A 16,973-nucleotide genomic window follows, 5' to 3' on the forward strand; every position below is an offset into this window, starting at 1 on the left:
ATATAAAAAGCTAACTCTATCTTACTCATAAGGTAGAGTTAGCTTTTTATATACAGTGCATCACTACAGAGTTTTAAAAAAATTCATGTTAGATTACCTAATTACGCAATATTCTTAAAGAAAACTTCGTTATTTTCGCAAGTAATTAGTGCACTTTTATTTTCTCCCACTCAAAATCATTGCATTTCCTAATACTTTTTTATTCAATAAAAGCTTTGGTAACTTCATTTCTTCAGCAAGTTTGTAGCTATTCAATTTAGATATATCAAGTTTCTTTAGGTCATTTAAAAGCTCTTCTGTATTCCCGAATATTTTTTCATCCATAAACAAATCTAAGAAGATGAATTCGCCACCAGGTTTTAAGACTCTAAAAGCCTCTTGAATTACTTCTGTTTTATTTCTCGTATCTTTAACTTCATGAAATGTTAGACAACTTACAACTATATCAAATTCATCATCCTGCAAAGGAAGATTGGCGGCACTTGCTTTTATAAAATCAATTTTATCAGATACACCTTCTATCTCAGCATTCTGTTGGCATTGCTCCCGTGAATATTCCCAATTCTCCCCCCAATAATCAATTCCAGTTAAAAAGGATTCAGGAAAAGCTATCGCAAGCTTAATAATCAATGATCCACTACCTGTTCCAATATCTAATATTTTTCCTTGCCCATTCCAATTCGCTTTTTTTACCATTAAATCATGTATTCTCGATTGGTAATACCCTCCAAATGCTGCGAATTGATAAGTAGAGTAAGAAAGTATAAACGTTATATAAATAAAAGGTACCGCTATAAGCCCTGATAGGACTCGGAGATATAAAGTAATTGGCAATAATGTTATTAATAGAAGAACTATTGAGCTTATCAAAAATATAATCAGTTTTTTCATTCGAATCCATGTTTGATATTTTGCTTTTTTTCTCATCTTTTTAATCCTTTTCTACAAGATTAATCTTTTCATTATTAATAAATAGTTGGTTATAGGTTTTTAAGCAATCCTTAAGCCACTTCACTTCGTTTTCATAGCTCCATATACCATGCTTCAATGTTTTTTCCAAAAGAAATTTTTCTCGGTCACTATGGGCGTATTTAAAATATATCTTACATTGTTCAGACTTGAGTATGTGTTGCAGACCAATAATTATTTACAGAACCATCAAACATTTTCCATAGATCATAACCAGAAAAAACTCTCATATTGAGAAGCCACAGAGTAGTGTGTTTTAAAGACATCTCTAATTCTCCTTACTAAGACATTCTATATAAAATACCATTCCATCTTACTAATATCAATACTTATTTAAATACAAAATTAATTTCCTAAATATAGGTTAAACACTTCTCAACTGTTAAGTCCCCCTTTTTATATGCTCACCTAATACAACACCATTTACAGAAGGAGAGGAAAATCTATGGATGTCGTAAAACAGTTTTCTTCTTGTTTTAAACAAGAGAAGAAAAGTGAGAACACTATTAGGGGATACACATCAGTTATTAGACAGTGCATAAAATGGTTAGAAGGTTAATGTGACAGAAAATTAAAGAAAATGCACCGGCAAAATATTTTAGAATACATTAGTTATTTAAATAACGTCAAAATGTTGAACGCCAAAACTATCAATCACAAGATTAGTAACCTTGCTAAATTTAATGAATTACTAATACAGAAAGAAAGCCAACAAGATCAGAGGATTTTAAAAGCAGACATGATAAAAGTTCAAACTGCGTATACTTCTTCAATCCAAATTGTTGAATTAGATGTAAAAAAAATTTACGAAGTGTGTTAAAAGATAATAACAAAGGTAATTATGCAATTGTTACTCTCCTGGCATACACTGGAATACGTATTTTAGAGGTATTCTCTACCAAAATGAGTGACTTCAATTTACAGACTGGAGAATGTATGATTTCTAGTGAAAAAGGAGATAAACAATGAATTGTATTACTAAATAATAAGGTATGTCGTGCTATTAAAGATTATCTCATCAATCGAAAAACGTGCAGTACATGAATCCTCTTATCTTTCTATTAGTAAAAAGCGAGAAATTAGAAGGAGTAGATATTAGTCAAGGAAAACTATATGCTGAGCGATTGGATAGAGGAATCTAGAAGAAGCAAAGTATTTAGTAAATTTCTTCGTAGTATGTTACCCAGAATAAAGCTTACTGATTTACTATTAGAAGTGACAAGTTGGGATGGATATCATAATCAATTTATCCACGCCTCCACTGATTAAGAGAAACAGAATATTGTATTAGCTACTTTGATGGCAATGGGGGCAAATATAGGTCTTACAAAAATGGTGGAAGCTACTCCTAGAATCTTCTACAGACAAATGGTAAATGCTGCGCAATGGAGAATGTATGATATTGCACTGGCTCGCGCTTAATCTGTTCTCGTGAATTTCCAAAAGGAACAAAAGTTATTATCTTATTGGGAGATGGAACAACTTCCTCTTTTGATTGAATACGTCTACCCATTGCTTCACGTTCTTAATATGCAGATGCCAATCCACACCATGGGACAGGAAAAGGTAGAACGATATATCGATTAGTAAGCGATCAAATATTCGCTTACTATGTGAAAGTCATTACTGCAAATGCATGAGATGCTCTTCATGTATTAGATGGGGCTTCTTCATTGAGAAACAGATTTAAAAATTTATGAACATTACACAGATACAGCAGGCTATACTGATCAAGTATTTGGCTTAACACATCTATTTGGTTTTCGTTTTGCTCCTCGTATTAGTGATTTGGCAGATACTAAGCTTTTTTCTATACCTGGTGGAGAAGAATATGCAAATGCTCAGGCACTATCCTACTTAAGGTTAATTCTTTTTCTAATTTCATTTCTGTTAATTGAGGCTCTGCCTAGTATGTATTATCTATAATGGTATTTTTTAATTTCATGTATGTTAAGTATTCCATTGTATATCGATATGTATTACCTTTCCATTAGTCATTACTATTCTTACCACGTACATTTTATATACATAATGTACACAATAAGAAATAATGACCTTTCTATATAATTATAAGTTCTAATCAAGTGAGAAAAATACATCTAATTTAAAATTTGTTATCTATTCCTTATTTTCTCACATTGTTATCATACTAAAAAGAATGGAGGTTCTATGATTATGAAATCGAAATTACCAAACCTTAAGAGTATATGGAAAAAAAGAATGTTTATATCTTTTCTGATTGTTTTCGGACTAATTGTTGCAGGAATTAGTTATTGGAATTTTTCTCCAAAACCAAAAGCGTTTCTTATAAAAAAGGCGTTTGAAGGTGGAATGTTTGTTCAATCTGATAATTATAAGAATGCTATAAACGAAACACAAATTGTTAGGGATATTAGTTATCATTCTAAATTTCCTGATGGTACATTAGATATTATTTATCCAAAAATTTATAATGAAAAAACACCTGTTATTTTTTGGGTGCATGGGGGTGGGTTTGTTGGTGGAGATAAGTCCGATATTACTGGCTATGCAGTAGAATTAGCAGCTAAGGGTTATACAGTGATTAATATAAATTATGCTCTGGCTCCTAAAAGGAAGTATCCTACACCAGTACTCCAACTTGGTGAGGCTTACGAATATATAAAAGAAAATACGAAAAAATATCATTTAAAATTAGATCGCGTATATTTTGCAGGAGATTCTGCTGGAGCACAAATATCTGGACAATTCGTTAATATTCAAACCTCTCCTAGGTATGCCAATTTAACTAAAATTGATCCTATTGTTGAACCTTCAACAATTAAAGGCATATTACTATTTTGTGGTCCGTATGATATGCCTGCATTAGCAAAAATGGAAACAACTAAAGAAGTGCAAGACTTTATGCGTACCACTGGCTGGGCTTATTTTGGGAAAAAGGATTTTGAAAACTTACCTGAAATAGAAATTGCTTCAATCTTTAAACATATAACAAAAGATTATCCACCAACGTTTATTACAGATGGAAATATAGCATCATTTGAAGAACAAGCTAAAGCAATGGCTTCCGCATTAGAAAGTAAGGGGGTACCTGTAGATAAACTCTTTTTTGATAAAAATATTTCTGGAGAGTTAGCACATGAATTTCAATTTAAAATGAATACACCTGCAGGTCAAGAAACTTTTAACAAAGCTCTTGAGTTTTTAAATACATACAAATAATATTTCTAACGTTGGTTAACAAATAAATAAGTTAAGTCTTTCTTTAAAAAATAAAGTGGATTTGTATGTCTATATTTGATGAATTACAATTAATTGCACAAGGGATTTATAATTTTTCATCCTAAAATGCCTTACTAAATCTAGCTGAAAATGTTGTTTTTTTCAATGAAGAAGTAAATTTGGAGCGAAAGACTTATTGGTTATATTATGTTTTTGTTAATTTAAAACCTAACTCATATCTCATAATTGCCGTTATTTAACCGATTAGTATTTAAGGCTGTGTTCGACTGGCCAATCGAGTTAAATAATTCATCTGTTAGAGCTATCCGTAAAGAGGGATAGCTTTTTTCTAGTATATATTTCATTCTACTAACAGAACCTAACTACAACCTATTGAAAGGAAAGTTAAGTGAGTGGAATTAGAACTCTGAAATCGATGGGACAAACGGTTGGACTTGTAATTAGAGAAGTGGCGGTGAATATAGGGATTGTAGATTCGCTCTTAGTATTATTGTTTTAGTTATTTCGATTAGTTTTAGATTGTATGGAATCAGTTTAGACCTTATTACACTTACGACTCAAATAATAAATTTAAAAGTGTTGGTATTCCTTATACAACTCCTATTATTCCTGCATTTTTTAAGATTGAAAAGAAGAATTTATTCGTCTATCAAAAACGATATTGACAGATGAATCAGATTAATTGTGAATGAAAGATTTTATAATAAATCTAGAGAAGCAAAAGTAATTGAAATCATTTGAGCATAAAGATGAAAAACTTAGATATTGGGGACTTGGTTTTGAGGTATCTAAAACTAATATTGATATAGGTGCGTTATCTATGTCTCGAGATAATGCAATACAAGTTTTTTTCAGACGGTGGGATTATTTTGATTACATTAATATGAGCTTTGTTGTGTTAACGCCTTTACTAGTTTTCATTGTGTATAAGATAAAATAAAGGAATGGTGAAAATGAAATTTCTTCTTAAAATTATAACAATTGGGCTTATAGCTGGAACTATCAGCGGTTGCTCTGAGTTAGCAGAGATAGAAGAAAGAGGATTTGTAGTAGGTGCGGCTTACGATATTGTTAAGGAAAAGAAATCAAATTCAATTATGAAAGGGACGTATCAGATGGTACTTCCTAGTAAGTTAACGCAGCAAGGTGGAAAAGGGACAGGGAATAATTATATTAATGTGAGTGCAAAAGCAGATAGTGTATTTGAACAAATCCGAATTATAGCTAAAAAAATTAGTCGTACATTATTTTTTCCGCATATACAAGTGATTATTTTTTCTGAAGAATTACTCTTGAATCCGAATAGTTTACAAAATACACTAGATGTATATATTCGCGATCATGAAATGAGACGAAATATCCGTCTATTTGTTTCTGAGAAAAATGCAGAAGCTGTCTTGAGACAAAATGCAAAACCAGAAAATTTACCGGCACAGTATATTGATATGCTAGCCGAACATCCTCCGAAAAATGCTCAAATGGTTGAGGCAGCAAGAATTGGTGACGTGCAGGAAAAGATAATTTCAAAACGAAGTTTTGTCCTACCTGTTTTAAGGCCAACAAAACAAGGAATAGAAATGAATGGGGCTGCGTTGTTTCGTGGGAAGGATAACAAGTGTGTTGGAATGTTAAACGGAGAACAGACAGTAGGAATGAATTTTGTAATTGGTGAAAAATTAGGAGGTTATTTTACTATACGTAAAAAGAATCAGCTTATTACATATGAAATTCATAAGCTACACCGAAAAATAAAGGTATTTACTGAAAATACTACAAAACCGAAGTTTAATATTCATCTATTTCTCGAAGGTACTTTGGCAGAGGTGCATTTTAATGATCATAAAAAATTCATGAATGAAAAACGCTTAACGAAGGATATTTCAAAAGAGATGGAGCAAAGGATTCAAAAATCAATAAAGCTTGTTCAAAAAAAATATAAGGTGGATGTATTAGCGTTAGGAGAAGTATATAAGCGGAATAATTATAAAGAATGGAAGAAAATAAGTAAGAATTGGGATCAAGGTGAGAATTATTTTAGTAATGCCAAAATTAATGTTCATGTTCATCCGGTAATTGAACATTCAGGATCAGCTTTGCCGAAGAGAGTGAAATAACCCCTTACAATTTTGCAATAGCATCTCAATATTATTAATAAATACTTATAATATCTAAAACATAAGGGATATGTTTTGAATTCTGTGTAATTATAAACATCTCATAATTTAATCAAGTACTTAGCGGTACCTAAAAAATTTAAAAATAGAATATCACTTGAAATTCCAATAGTGTATTAAAATAAGGGAANAAATAAAGAGGAAGAAAAAACGGTATCTCAAGAAAAGGATCTTCAAACTAATCCTTCATGGAAGCCAATTGGTACAGAGCAAGGAGCAAAACCTGAAATGAAATTTAAAGAAGGAACAGTAGATTGGAGTGAGATGAAAAAAGCAATCTCTTATGCTGTTGATGTTCCAGAGAGCCAATTGATTTTCGATTTTATTGGAAATAATGGTAATAATAAAGCCTACGGTAATGTACGAGATAAACAAAATAATAAAAAATATAAGGTTAATATTGATTGGGTAGAGAATCAGGGGTGGAAACCAGCATCTGTACAAGTGGTAAAATAAATAATTGAGATTAAAAAATCCAATATCCTTGAACTTTTAATTATTCCAGTAAAAGGCTAGAGATTAACTATTGAAATAGATAGTCTCCAGCCTTTTTTTATTAGTGGGGAGAAAAGGGTTTTATAAGGAGTGCTTAATATTCAATTATTTGTTAAATTATTATTCGAAATATATAATTAAATCTTATGGAAAAGTTGTGATATAAAGCACATAATATTTTTTTGAAATTCATTAATTTTAATATGAGGTGTAGAGAATGGGAAAATCTCGCGAACAAACAATTGAAAATATTTTAGAAGCGGCTAAGAAAAAATTTGGAGAGGGTGGATATGATGGTACAAGTATCCAAGAAATTGCAAAAGAAGCAAAGGTGAATGTTGCTATGGCTTCGTATTATTTTAACGGAAAAGAGAACCTTTACTTAGAGGTATTTAAAAAATATGGTTTTGCAAAAAAACTACCAAATTTTCTTGAAGAAACGCAGCATAATCCTAAAACTGCTCTAAGACAATATTTAACTTTCTTTATTGCACATATAAAACAACATCCTGAAATTGGAACGCTTGCATATGAGGCAATTATCAAAGAAAGTTCACAATTAGAAAAAATAAAACCATATATTATTGGGAATTTTGGACAATTAAAAGAAATCTTATTGGAAGGGAAAGAACAAGGAGTTTTTCATTTCTTTTCGACAAGCCATGCTATTTATTGGATTACCTCCATAGTCTTATTTCCGAAATTTAAAAAGTTTATTGATTCGATGAATCAAAGTGACTCCGACGATATGCAAACAGAGTGGATAACAGATGATCTTGTAAACAGAATTATTTCTTCATTAATACATAATCCTACATTATAAAATATCCCTTATTTAAAAATGAATCGACAACTGATTCAATTTCCCGATTCATGAAATTACTAAAAAGTATTTGGAGTTATACCCACTGGTATTTCACATCCTTAAATAATTGTAAGTGCCATTATTTAGAATGTATCGGTATAAAAGTACATAATTCTTTTTTTAGATGATAAAAAATTAAAAACTGCTAGTGCCATATGTATGTGTTGAATAGGATTAGTTACGTTATAATTTGTAAGTTTATAAATTACATAGATAGAATTTTTAAACATTTTACATTTCTAAATAAAGTTAAAAATCCACATCTACAGAGGTATTGGTGGGTGTGGATTTTTTAATTTTTTAGAGTAAGTGACTAAGATTTCTATGTCATAGGAGGGCTCTTAATACAGTATGCAAATCGTGAATTGTTTGTATACAAACATGAGGTAGTATCTCACTATATAGATATGCGATTAGGTATATTTTATTTGATGAATTATAACTATTATCTCCAAATATCTAACGAGACCTTACTAGAGATATTGGATTCGTATAACGAATATGTAAATAAAAAATAAAAAAATTAAATAATTCATATGAAAGGATGGGAAGAAGAAAGTAATTTAATAATGTTACTCCTTGAATTATATTATCTATAAATACATGTAATGTAATATGAAATATTACATATTTAAATAATTACTGTATGTAAAATGTTATATTCTTTGATGGAATATATAATTGGAGGAAACATTATGAATAAGAATTTAAAATTTACTCAAATGATGATTGGGATTAGTACGGTGGCATTATCATTTGGAAGTATTCAAACACAGGTATCAGCAGAAGAAAAAGTACCCTATAATATCTTACAGATAAAACCAATTGGGACAGAAACTTCAAAAGATGAAATCGTACATGCTACAAAAACTGACGAAACATTGACTTTTGAAGAGCGTTTAAAAGTAGGCGATTTTTCACAACGTCCTACTCTGGTTATGAAACGTGATGAAATTCAATTAAAGCAAAGCTACTCTCTGGCAGAACTGAATAAAATGCCTGATAACGAACTCATTGACACACTCTCAAAAATTTCTTGGAATCAAATTACTGATTTATTTCAATTTAATCAAGATACGAAAGCATTTTATCAGAATAAAGAACGCATGAACGTTATCATTAATGAATTAGGACAACGAGGAAAATCGTTTACTAAAGAGGACTCAAAGGGCATTGAAACATTTGTTGAAGTACTACGTTCTGCTTTTTATGTGGGATATTATAATAATGAATTAAGTTACTTAAAAGAGAGAAGCTTCCATGACAAATGTTTACCAGCATTAAAAGCAATTGCAAGAAATCCCAACTTTGCATTAGGTACAGCCGAGCAAGATAGGGTAATAGCTGCGTATGGAAAATTAATTAGTAATGCTTCTAGTGATACTGAAACAGTGCAGTATGCGGTAAATATTTTAAAACACTATAATGATAACCTTTCTACGTATGTAAGTAATTATGCAAAAGGACAAGCTGTATATGAAATTGTAAAAGGAATTGATTATGATATACAGTCTTATTTACAGGATACGAATAAGAAACCTAATGAAACAATGTGGTATGGAAAGATTGATAACTTTATAAATGAGGTTAGTAGAATTGCTCTCGTGGGGAATATAACAAATGAAAATAGTTGGTTAATTAATAATGGCATTTATTATGCAGGACGTTTAGGGAAATTTCATAGTAATCCAAACAAAGGATTGGAAGTTATTACACAAGCGATGAACTTGTATCCTCGTTTAAGTGGAGCTTATTTTGTAGCAGTAGAACAAATGAAAACAAACTATGGTGGAAAAGATTATAGTGGAAATGCAGTAGATTTACAGAAAATACGTGAAGAAGGGAAACAACAATACTTACCTAAAACATATACATTTGATGACGGATCTATTGTCTTTAAGACGGGAGATAAAGTAACAGAAGAAAAAATTAAGAGATTATATTGGGCAGCCAAGGAAGTAAAAGCACAATATCACCGTGTAATTGGAAATGATAAAGCACTAGAACCAGGTAATGCTGATGATGTACTAACAATAGTAATTTATAATAATCCAGATGAATATCAATTAAATAGACAATTATATGGATATGAAACAAACAACGGTGGAATTTATATTGAAGAGAAGGGGACTTTCTTTACATATGAGCGTACGCCAAAGCAGAGTATTTATAGTTTAGAAGAGTTGTTCCGTCATGAATTCACTCACTATTTACAAGGAAGATATGAGGTTCCTGGTTTATTTGGAAGCGGAGAAATGTATCAAAATGAACGATTAACTTGGTTTCAAGAAGGGAATGCAGAATTTTTTGCAGGATCTACACGTACAAATAATGTTGTTCCGCGTAAAAGTATGATAAGTGGCTTATCATCTAATCCAGCAAGCCGTTATACAGCAAAGCAGACTTTGTTCTCAAAATATGGATCATGGGACTTTTATAAGTATTCCTTTGCACTACAGTCATATTTGTATAATCATCAATTTGAAACATTTGATAAGCTTCAAGATTTAATCCGTACAAACGATGTGAAAAATTATGACTCATATCGTGAATCATTGAGCAACAATACACAATTGAATGCAGAATATCAAGCGTATATGCAGCAGTTGATTGATAATCAAGATAAATATAATGTACCGCAAGTAACAAATGATTATTTAATTCAACACGCACCAAAGCCGCTAGCTGAAGTGAAAAACGAAATTGTGGATGTAGCAAATATAAAAGGTGCCAAAATTACAAAATATGAGTCGCAATTCTTTAATACATTTACCGTGGAAGGCAAGTACACAGGTGGTACATCAAAAGGTGAGTCTGAAGATTGGAAAGCGATGAGTAAACAAGTAAACCAAACTTTAGAGCAGTTATCCCAAAAAGGTTGGAGTGGTTATAAAACAGTTACAGCCTATTTCGTAAACTATCGTGTGAATGCAGCTAACCAGTTTGAATATGATATTGTTTTTCATGGTGTTGCAACAGAGGAAAAGGAAAAAACGACTACTATAGTAAATATGAATGGACCATACAGCGGGATAGTAAATGAAGAGATTCAATTTCATAGCGATGGTACAAAAAGTGAAAATGGAAAAGTTATTTCTTATCTATGGAACTTTGGAGATGGTACTACAAGTACAGAAGCAAATCCTACCCATGTATATGGAGAAAAAGGAACATACACTGTGGAACTAACAGTAAAAGATAGTAGAGGAAAAGAAAGCAAAGAACAAACAAAAGTTACTGTAAAACAAGATCCGCAAACAGGTGAATCTTATGAAGAGGAGAAGGTACTCCCGTTTAATACGCTTGTAAAAGGAAATCTGATTACTCCTGATCAAACAGATGTTTATACGTTTAATGTTACAGATCCAAAAGAAGTAGAGATTTCTGTGGTAAATGAACAAAATATTGGGATGACATGGGTACTTTATCATGAATCAGACATGCAAAATTACGTAGCTTGTGGTGAAGATGAAGGAAATACTATAAAGGGAAAATTCGTAGCGAAACCAGGGAAATATTATCTGAATGTGTATAAATTTGATGATAAAAATGGTGAATATTCACTATTAGTAAAATAAATTCATTTCCGATATGTATACGAGAGTTGTATTTTAGGAGGAGTCTGTCACGATAGGCTCCCCCTATTTTTTTATTTATAAGGATGAAACTAAGCTTCCAACCTGTGTTCCGATTGGGAGGCATACAGGTGACACTCCAGGATTTAGTACTTTTGCTGAAGTACACTTGACGGAGAACGCATGCTTGTTATCAGGTTTGAGTAATACGAAAAGCGCTAACAGTCAGGATTCTTCTTCCATTTGGTGAAAAAGAAAAAATTTCCACGGAACAATAATTTCTCAAGTAGAATATTTTGTTATGTGGAAAATAAAGTAAAATGAATATTTACGTTATAGAAGAAGTGCTGTAAAATATTGTTTATATTAAGATTTTTGTATATTTCAATAATTAATTCTATTGGCTTTCATTCCAATCAAAAAACTGTCATAAAAAAAGAGGGGGGAAGACATTATTTGCTAAAATTTGTTTGTAAAAGCTTTTAACCTGTTAAGAGCAATCCTAAGGTAGACTATTAATTTCTTTAATAATTTTTGCTTTCCTTTAGTACTTGGCATAATGCATTAAAAAGTTTAAATTTTGAAAGGAGAATTTGACATTTTATATATATAGTATTTTTTATTGTATTCCTAACCATTCAAAGAGAAGGGGATGTGATTAAGGTGAATAATACATATAATGAAAAGACGCATACATTGATTAAACAATTATTAAAAAAGTTTTCACCAAAAGTTCCTGGCTTTGCATATATGGCCAGTTTTGATAGCGGAGTAACGTATAAAGGTGCAGTTGGCTTAGCTTCTATAGAGGAAAATCTACCGATAACCACAAAGAGCGTTTTTAATATCGCTTCAGTTTCTAAACAATTTACAGCGTTTTCTATATTACTCTTAGAACAAGAGGGAAGATTGAGTTTAGATGATTCAATTGTAAAGTTTGTCCCTTCTATAGGAACATATGCTGAACCAGTAACATTGAGGCATCTAATTCATCATACTGGCGGACTAGTTGATTATATGGAATTGGCTCAAGCAGAAAATATTAAATTTACTGATATATTAACTGTGGAACAATCGCTAAAACACCTTAATGGTCATCAAATTGCAAGGTTCCCTGTTGGCACAAAATTTGAGTATAGCAATACAGGATATTTTTTATTGTCATTGGTGGTAGAGAAGGTAAGCGGGAAGTCTTTACGTCAGTTTGCAAAAGAACGTATTTTTGATTCTTTAAATATGAAAGACACAACAATTGTAGATTGCTACCCAACTACTATATCAATTGCTAGGGGGTATTCAAAGAATGAACAAGGAGCATATATGGTCTATGAAAGCCCTTGGGAACATACAGGTGATGGGGCAGTTCATGCAACAGTCGAAGACCTGGTAAAGTGGGGAGAAAATTTAACTACAGGTACCGTTGGCCGAAAAGAACTTGTTAAAAGAATGAGCGAAATAGGTCCGGAAATTTCTCCAACTGGGGAAACAATTATTGACAATGAAGATTATGCTTTTGGGCTAAGGCTTGCAGAAGGTTTTAACTGTCGATACTTGGAACATTCAGGTAGCTGGGCAGGTTATCGTTCATACTTCATGCGGTTTCCAAAAGAATATTTGACTGTTGTAGTACTAAGTAACTATGATGGATTTGACTCTAAAAAATATGCTAATGAAATAGCAGGAATTATTTTAGAAAAGTAAAAAATAGGGTGTAGAAGAGTATCTGGATTTGGTTAACCACACGTTGTTTTAGGTGTAATTGATTTTGGGAACGGAAGGCAGGCATATATTTATGCCTGCTTTTTTGTATTAAAATGAACATAGATATTAATTTTTTTGTAAATATGGAACAATGTCATTACTTACAATGTCTATTAAGCGTTGAAACATTTTTTATTTAATAAATTAAGAAAGGAATAATGATTTTTAATTAAGGGAGAAGATTGAATTGAAAAAATTATGGATGCTGTTTTTCATTTGTTTCGCAGTTATGTTGGTAGGATGTAATAAAAACGAACCGCCAAAACAAGCATTTGAAGAATATATTAATTTATGGAATGATAAAAAGTTTGCAAATATGTATGATCGTTTATCAGATCATGCCAAAAAATCGATTTCTAAAAAAGAATTCACAGAAAAATATCAAAAAATCTATGAGGGGATTGGAGCTAATAATTTAAAAGTTAAAATGAAAGGAGAGAATACGAAAGATAAAGAGGTTTTTCTTTTTGAAGTTAAGATGGATACGGATGTAGGACCAGTTTCATTCATCCATGAAGCAAAACTTGTGAAAGATAAAGAGTCTTGGAAAATAGATTGGACACCAGACTTCATCTTCCCAGGTATGAAAAAAGATTACAAAGTACGTATGCAAATAGAGCAAGGAAAACGCGGAGAAATATATGATCGAAATGGAAAAGGGCTTGCAACGAATGGTAAAGCAACTGAGGTTGGAATTATTCCAGAGAAACTAGGCGAAACAGCAGCGCAAACGAAAGAAATAGTAGCACAATTACTTGATATGTCTACAGAAGAGGTCGAACAAAAACTCACAGCAAAATGGATAAAACGAGACTCCTTTGTACCAATTGGTATTTTAAAAGAGGGAACCAGACAGAATGATTATATTGAATTAGAAGGAGTTTCATCTCGCCCAGTAAATATTCGTACGTATCCATTAGGTGAAGCAGCGGCACACTTAACTGGATATATAGGAAAGGTGAATGCGGAGGAGTTAAAATCACTTCAAAAACAAGGTTATCAAGCAGATGATTTAGTAGGTAAGACCGGTTTAGAGAAAGTGTTAGAAAATAAATTGCGTGGTGAAAAGGGTGGACGCGTATTTATAGAAGATGAGAATGGGAAAGAGATTAAAAACGTAGCAAAAAAAGAAGCAAAAGAAGGAGAAAATGTTACGTTAACAATTGATGCTGCAATTCAAGAAAAAATCTTTAATGAGATGAAAACTGAAGCAGGGTCTAGTGCAGCGATTAATCCTAAAACAGGTGAAACAATCGCACTTGTAAGTAGCCCTGCTTATAATCCAAATATAATAGTTAGAGGAGCATCGAAAGCCCAACGAGAAGCATGGAGTAACGACTCGAAACTACCAATGACGAATCGCTTTACACAAGCAATTGTACCAGGTTCCGTATTTAAAACGATCACAGGTGCAATTGGTTTGGAAACAAACACAATAAATCCGAAGGAAGAATTTAAAATTCAAGGATTGAAGTGGACAAAAGATTCAACTTGGGGAAATTACTATGTAACGCGTGTGAAGGATGCAAGTCCAATTGATTTTGATAAGGCAATGAAGTACTCTGATAATATTTATTTTGCTCAACAAGCTTTAAAAATGGGAAAAGATCAGTATGTAAATGAATTTAAAAAGTACGGATTTCATGAAAAATTACCAATCGAATACGAACTTCCTATTTCAATCATTGCAAAAGATGGGATAAAAAACGATATTCAACTAGCAGACACGGGCTATGGGCAAGGACAAGTATTAATGACACCACTTCATTTAGCATTAACATATGCACCGATTGTAAATGAAGGGAATATTCCGTCGCCACATCTCTTAAAAGAAGCAAAAGTAGCAGGGAATTGGAAAGAAAATGTGGTTTCTAAAAAGAATCAAGACATATTAAAGAGTGCATTAATCAAAGTCATTAATGACCCTGATGGCGCAGGGAGAATTGCAAAGGTTGATGGTATGACGCTTGCTGGTAAAACTGGTACAGCAGAACTGAAAGAGTCGAAAGAAGCAGACGGAAAAGAACTGGGATGGTTCGCAGCTTTCGATGCAAATGCGCCAGACATGATTGTTACCATGATGATTGAAGATGTAAAAGGAAGAGGAGGAAGTAACGTTCCAGGTGAAAAAATAAAACATGTATTTCAGAAATAATACTGAATTATAAGGTAAATTTTTTGACTACATTTATTACATGTTTGCTTAACTCAAAGATATAAATTGGGGGAAATATAGAACAATTAAATTTCAAAAAAGCATTCTTTCTAATCGAGAATGCTTTTTTGCTGTCATTCTAGAAAAGTTGACATTGTTAATGGTAAATAGAAGGGAATAGCAAATTGAAATGGACAAGTGGAGTGTTACGTTAAATTTAAAAAATAGATTACTGTAAGTGGATTTTTATCATTTTATGCTTTACTTGTTTTTTAGTAGTATTATTCTGCCTGAAAAAGATAAACAATGGAACAAATGAAACTTGTATCTTGTCTATATATTGAAACCATAATAAAAGTGAGGGCAGTTTTATGTTTATTCAAATAAGTTTGAGGTGTGGAAATGGAACAGACGTTTATTGAAAAGTATAATCATGATGAGCTGGACGATGTTATAAAAGACTATTGGCAAGATGTATGGAATTATTCATTTATTATTACGAAAGATCCACACTTATCAGATGATATTACGCAAGATGTATTTATAAAGGTATTTAAAAATTGGAATTCATTTCGAAAGGAGTCATCTATTAAAACGTGGATATTAAAAATCACAAGAAATACGGCAATAAACTATTTGAAATCATCTTATTTTAAAAGAATATCTTTAATAGGTTTTTTTAGTGACGATAAGCAATCCCAGTCGGCAGAACAAGAATTTTTTAAGCAAGAAGAAATGAATGATGTGTGGAAAGTTGTATTAAAGCTACCTAAAAAGCACCGTGAAATAATCATATTGGATGCAAAATATGAATTATCTTATGAAGAAATGGCTGAAACGTTAGGAGTATCCATTGGAACTGTAAAATCGAGATTAAGTAGAGCGAGAAGTAAGGTTTCAAAATTAATAGGGGAGGGTAGTAGTGATGAACAATAAACAAAATCCTGACTGGTATAGAAAAATAAAAAAAGGCCCAATGGAGAATCGTAAAGATGAAGAAGAATTTATTTCTAAAATAAAGCAGTCTATATACGAAAATAATGAAGTGGATTTTGTAAAACATAAAAGACCATTTCGTAAAAAAGCATTACCTATTGTAGTTGTTTTAGTTTGTACAATGTTATTTTTCATTGTTCAACAACCTTGGCTTGATGATAATAAATCACCAGTACAAAGTAGTACACAAATTAAGCCTAAAACAAAAGATGAGTCTGCTCAAGATCCATCATTAAAACAATTTATGAATGAACTATATCAAAGTACGAACTCAAAAAATGAAAATAACCTGTACAAAGCGTTAAATGATGAAGTTCTATTTAAAGGGAAGAGTTATAAGAAGGCTGAACTGAAGTTTGATGAAGATATTTTTCATGAGTTGCAAGTCGCCCTTACAATGGGGGGAGAGTTTGCAAATGATACAAAGCAAATATATAAAGTACCAAGTGGATTGACGGAAAGTAACCAACGAAAGCAAGCACATTTTATATATGCAACTGTTACTGGAAATAAAACAAAAATTTTAGCAGAACCAAAGCGAGAATCACAAGTTTTATATGAAGTATCTAATGAAATGGTAAAAGCTTGGATTCCAGAAAAAGTGCAGAATGATGGATATATAAAAATATCGACAATTAACGGTAATACTGGATATGTACAGAAAGAGTACGTTTTAACTGATATTAAATATTCATTTATGTTCGAAAAGAATAATGAAGGTATATGGAAAATAATAAATATAGATTCTATATGGTAAAAGA

9 protein-coding genes and 2 pseudogenes are annotated in these 16,973 nt (G+C 31.7%); 10 read left to right on the top strand and 1 reads right to left on the bottom strand.

The features are described 5' to 3' along the window. Window positions 1–156 precede the first annotated feature (156 nt). The gene (locus V6946_RS12750) at window positions 157–927 is read right to left on the bottom strand and encodes a class I SAM-dependent methyltransferase (RefSeq protein ID WP_366982219.1); all 771 of its coding nucleotides are present in this window, start codon (window positions 925–927) and stop codon (window positions 157–159) included. A 1,106-nt stretch (window positions 928–2,033) separates the two neighbouring features. Here V6946_RS12750 and V6946_RS12755 point away from each other — a divergent pair. The 10 genes and pseudogenes from V6946_RS12755 to V6946_RS12800 all read left to right on the top strand — a co-directional run. Continuing rightward, window positions 2,034–2,820 (top strand): annotated as a pseudogene (locus tag V6946_RS12755) (Tn3 family transposase); the annotation flags it as partial. A 324-nt stretch (window positions 2,821–3,144) separates the two neighbouring features. After that, window positions 3,145–4,170: an alpha/beta hydrolase gene (locus tag V6946_RS12760; protein ID WP_366982218.1), complete on the top strand. Its 1,026-nt coding sequence runs from the start codon at window positions 3,145–3,147 to the stop codon at window positions 4,168–4,170. 974 nt (window positions 4,171–5,144) lie between these two features. Then, window positions 5,145–6,305: a Ger(x)C family spore germination protein gene (locus tag V6946_RS12765; RefSeq protein WP_366982217.1), complete on the top strand. Its 1,161-nt coding sequence runs from the start codon at window positions 5,145–5,147 to the stop codon at window positions 6,303–6,305. Window positions 6,306–6,485: 180 nt separating this feature from the next. Then, a pseudogene (locus V6946_RS12770) lies at window positions 6,486–6,821 on the top strand (YrrS family protein); the annotation flags it as partial. Between the two features lie 256 nt (window positions 6,822–7,077). Next, entirely contained in the window at window positions 7,078–7,683 is a 606-nt protein-coding gene (locus V6946_RS12775) for a TetR/AcrR family transcriptional regulator (RefSeq protein ID WP_006921926.1), read from the top strand. Between the two features lie 737 nt (window positions 7,684–8,420). Then, window positions 8,421–11,303 (top strand): collagenase ColA, encoded by a 2,883-nt coding sequence (gene colA, locus V6946_RS12780; RefSeq protein WP_006921928.1) that lies wholly within the window; start codon window positions 8,421–8,423, stop codon window positions 11,301–11,303. Window positions 11,304–11,963: 660 nt separating this feature from the next. Next, window positions 11,964–13,001: a serine hydrolase gene (locus V6946_RS12785; RefSeq protein WP_086412086.1), complete on the top strand. Its 1,038-nt coding sequence runs from the start codon at window positions 11,964–11,966 to the stop codon at window positions 12,999–13,001. 247 nt (window positions 13,002–13,248) lie between these two features. Further along, window positions 13,249–15,216, top strand: a complete 1,968-nt coding sequence (locus V6946_RS12790; RefSeq protein WP_366981581.1) for a penicillin-binding transpeptidase domain-containing protein — start codon at window positions 13,249–13,251, stop codon at window positions 15,214–15,216. A gap of 402 nt (window positions 15,217–15,618) precedes the next feature. Next, window positions 15,619–16,152, top strand: a complete 534-nt coding sequence (locus V6946_RS12795) for an RNA polymerase sigma factor (RefSeq protein ID WP_000438340.1) — start codon at window positions 15,619–15,621, stop codon at window positions 16,150–16,152. Further along, window positions 16,142–16,969, top strand: coding sequence for an SH3 domain-containing protein (locus tag V6946_RS12800; RefSeq protein ID WP_006920817.1), 828 nt, complete (start codon window positions 16,142–16,144; stop codon window positions 16,967–16,969). Before V6946_RS12795 ends, V6946_RS12800 begins: the two co-directional genes overlap by 11 nt. The last annotated feature ends 4 nt before the right edge of the window (window positions 16,970–16,973 follow it).

This window comes from Bacillus sp. PPSBB_2 (assembly GCF_045291115.1).
GTDB classification, from domain to species: domain Bacteria; phylum Bacillota; class Bacilli; order Bacillales; family Bacillaceae_G; genus Bacillus_A; species Bacillus_A cereus.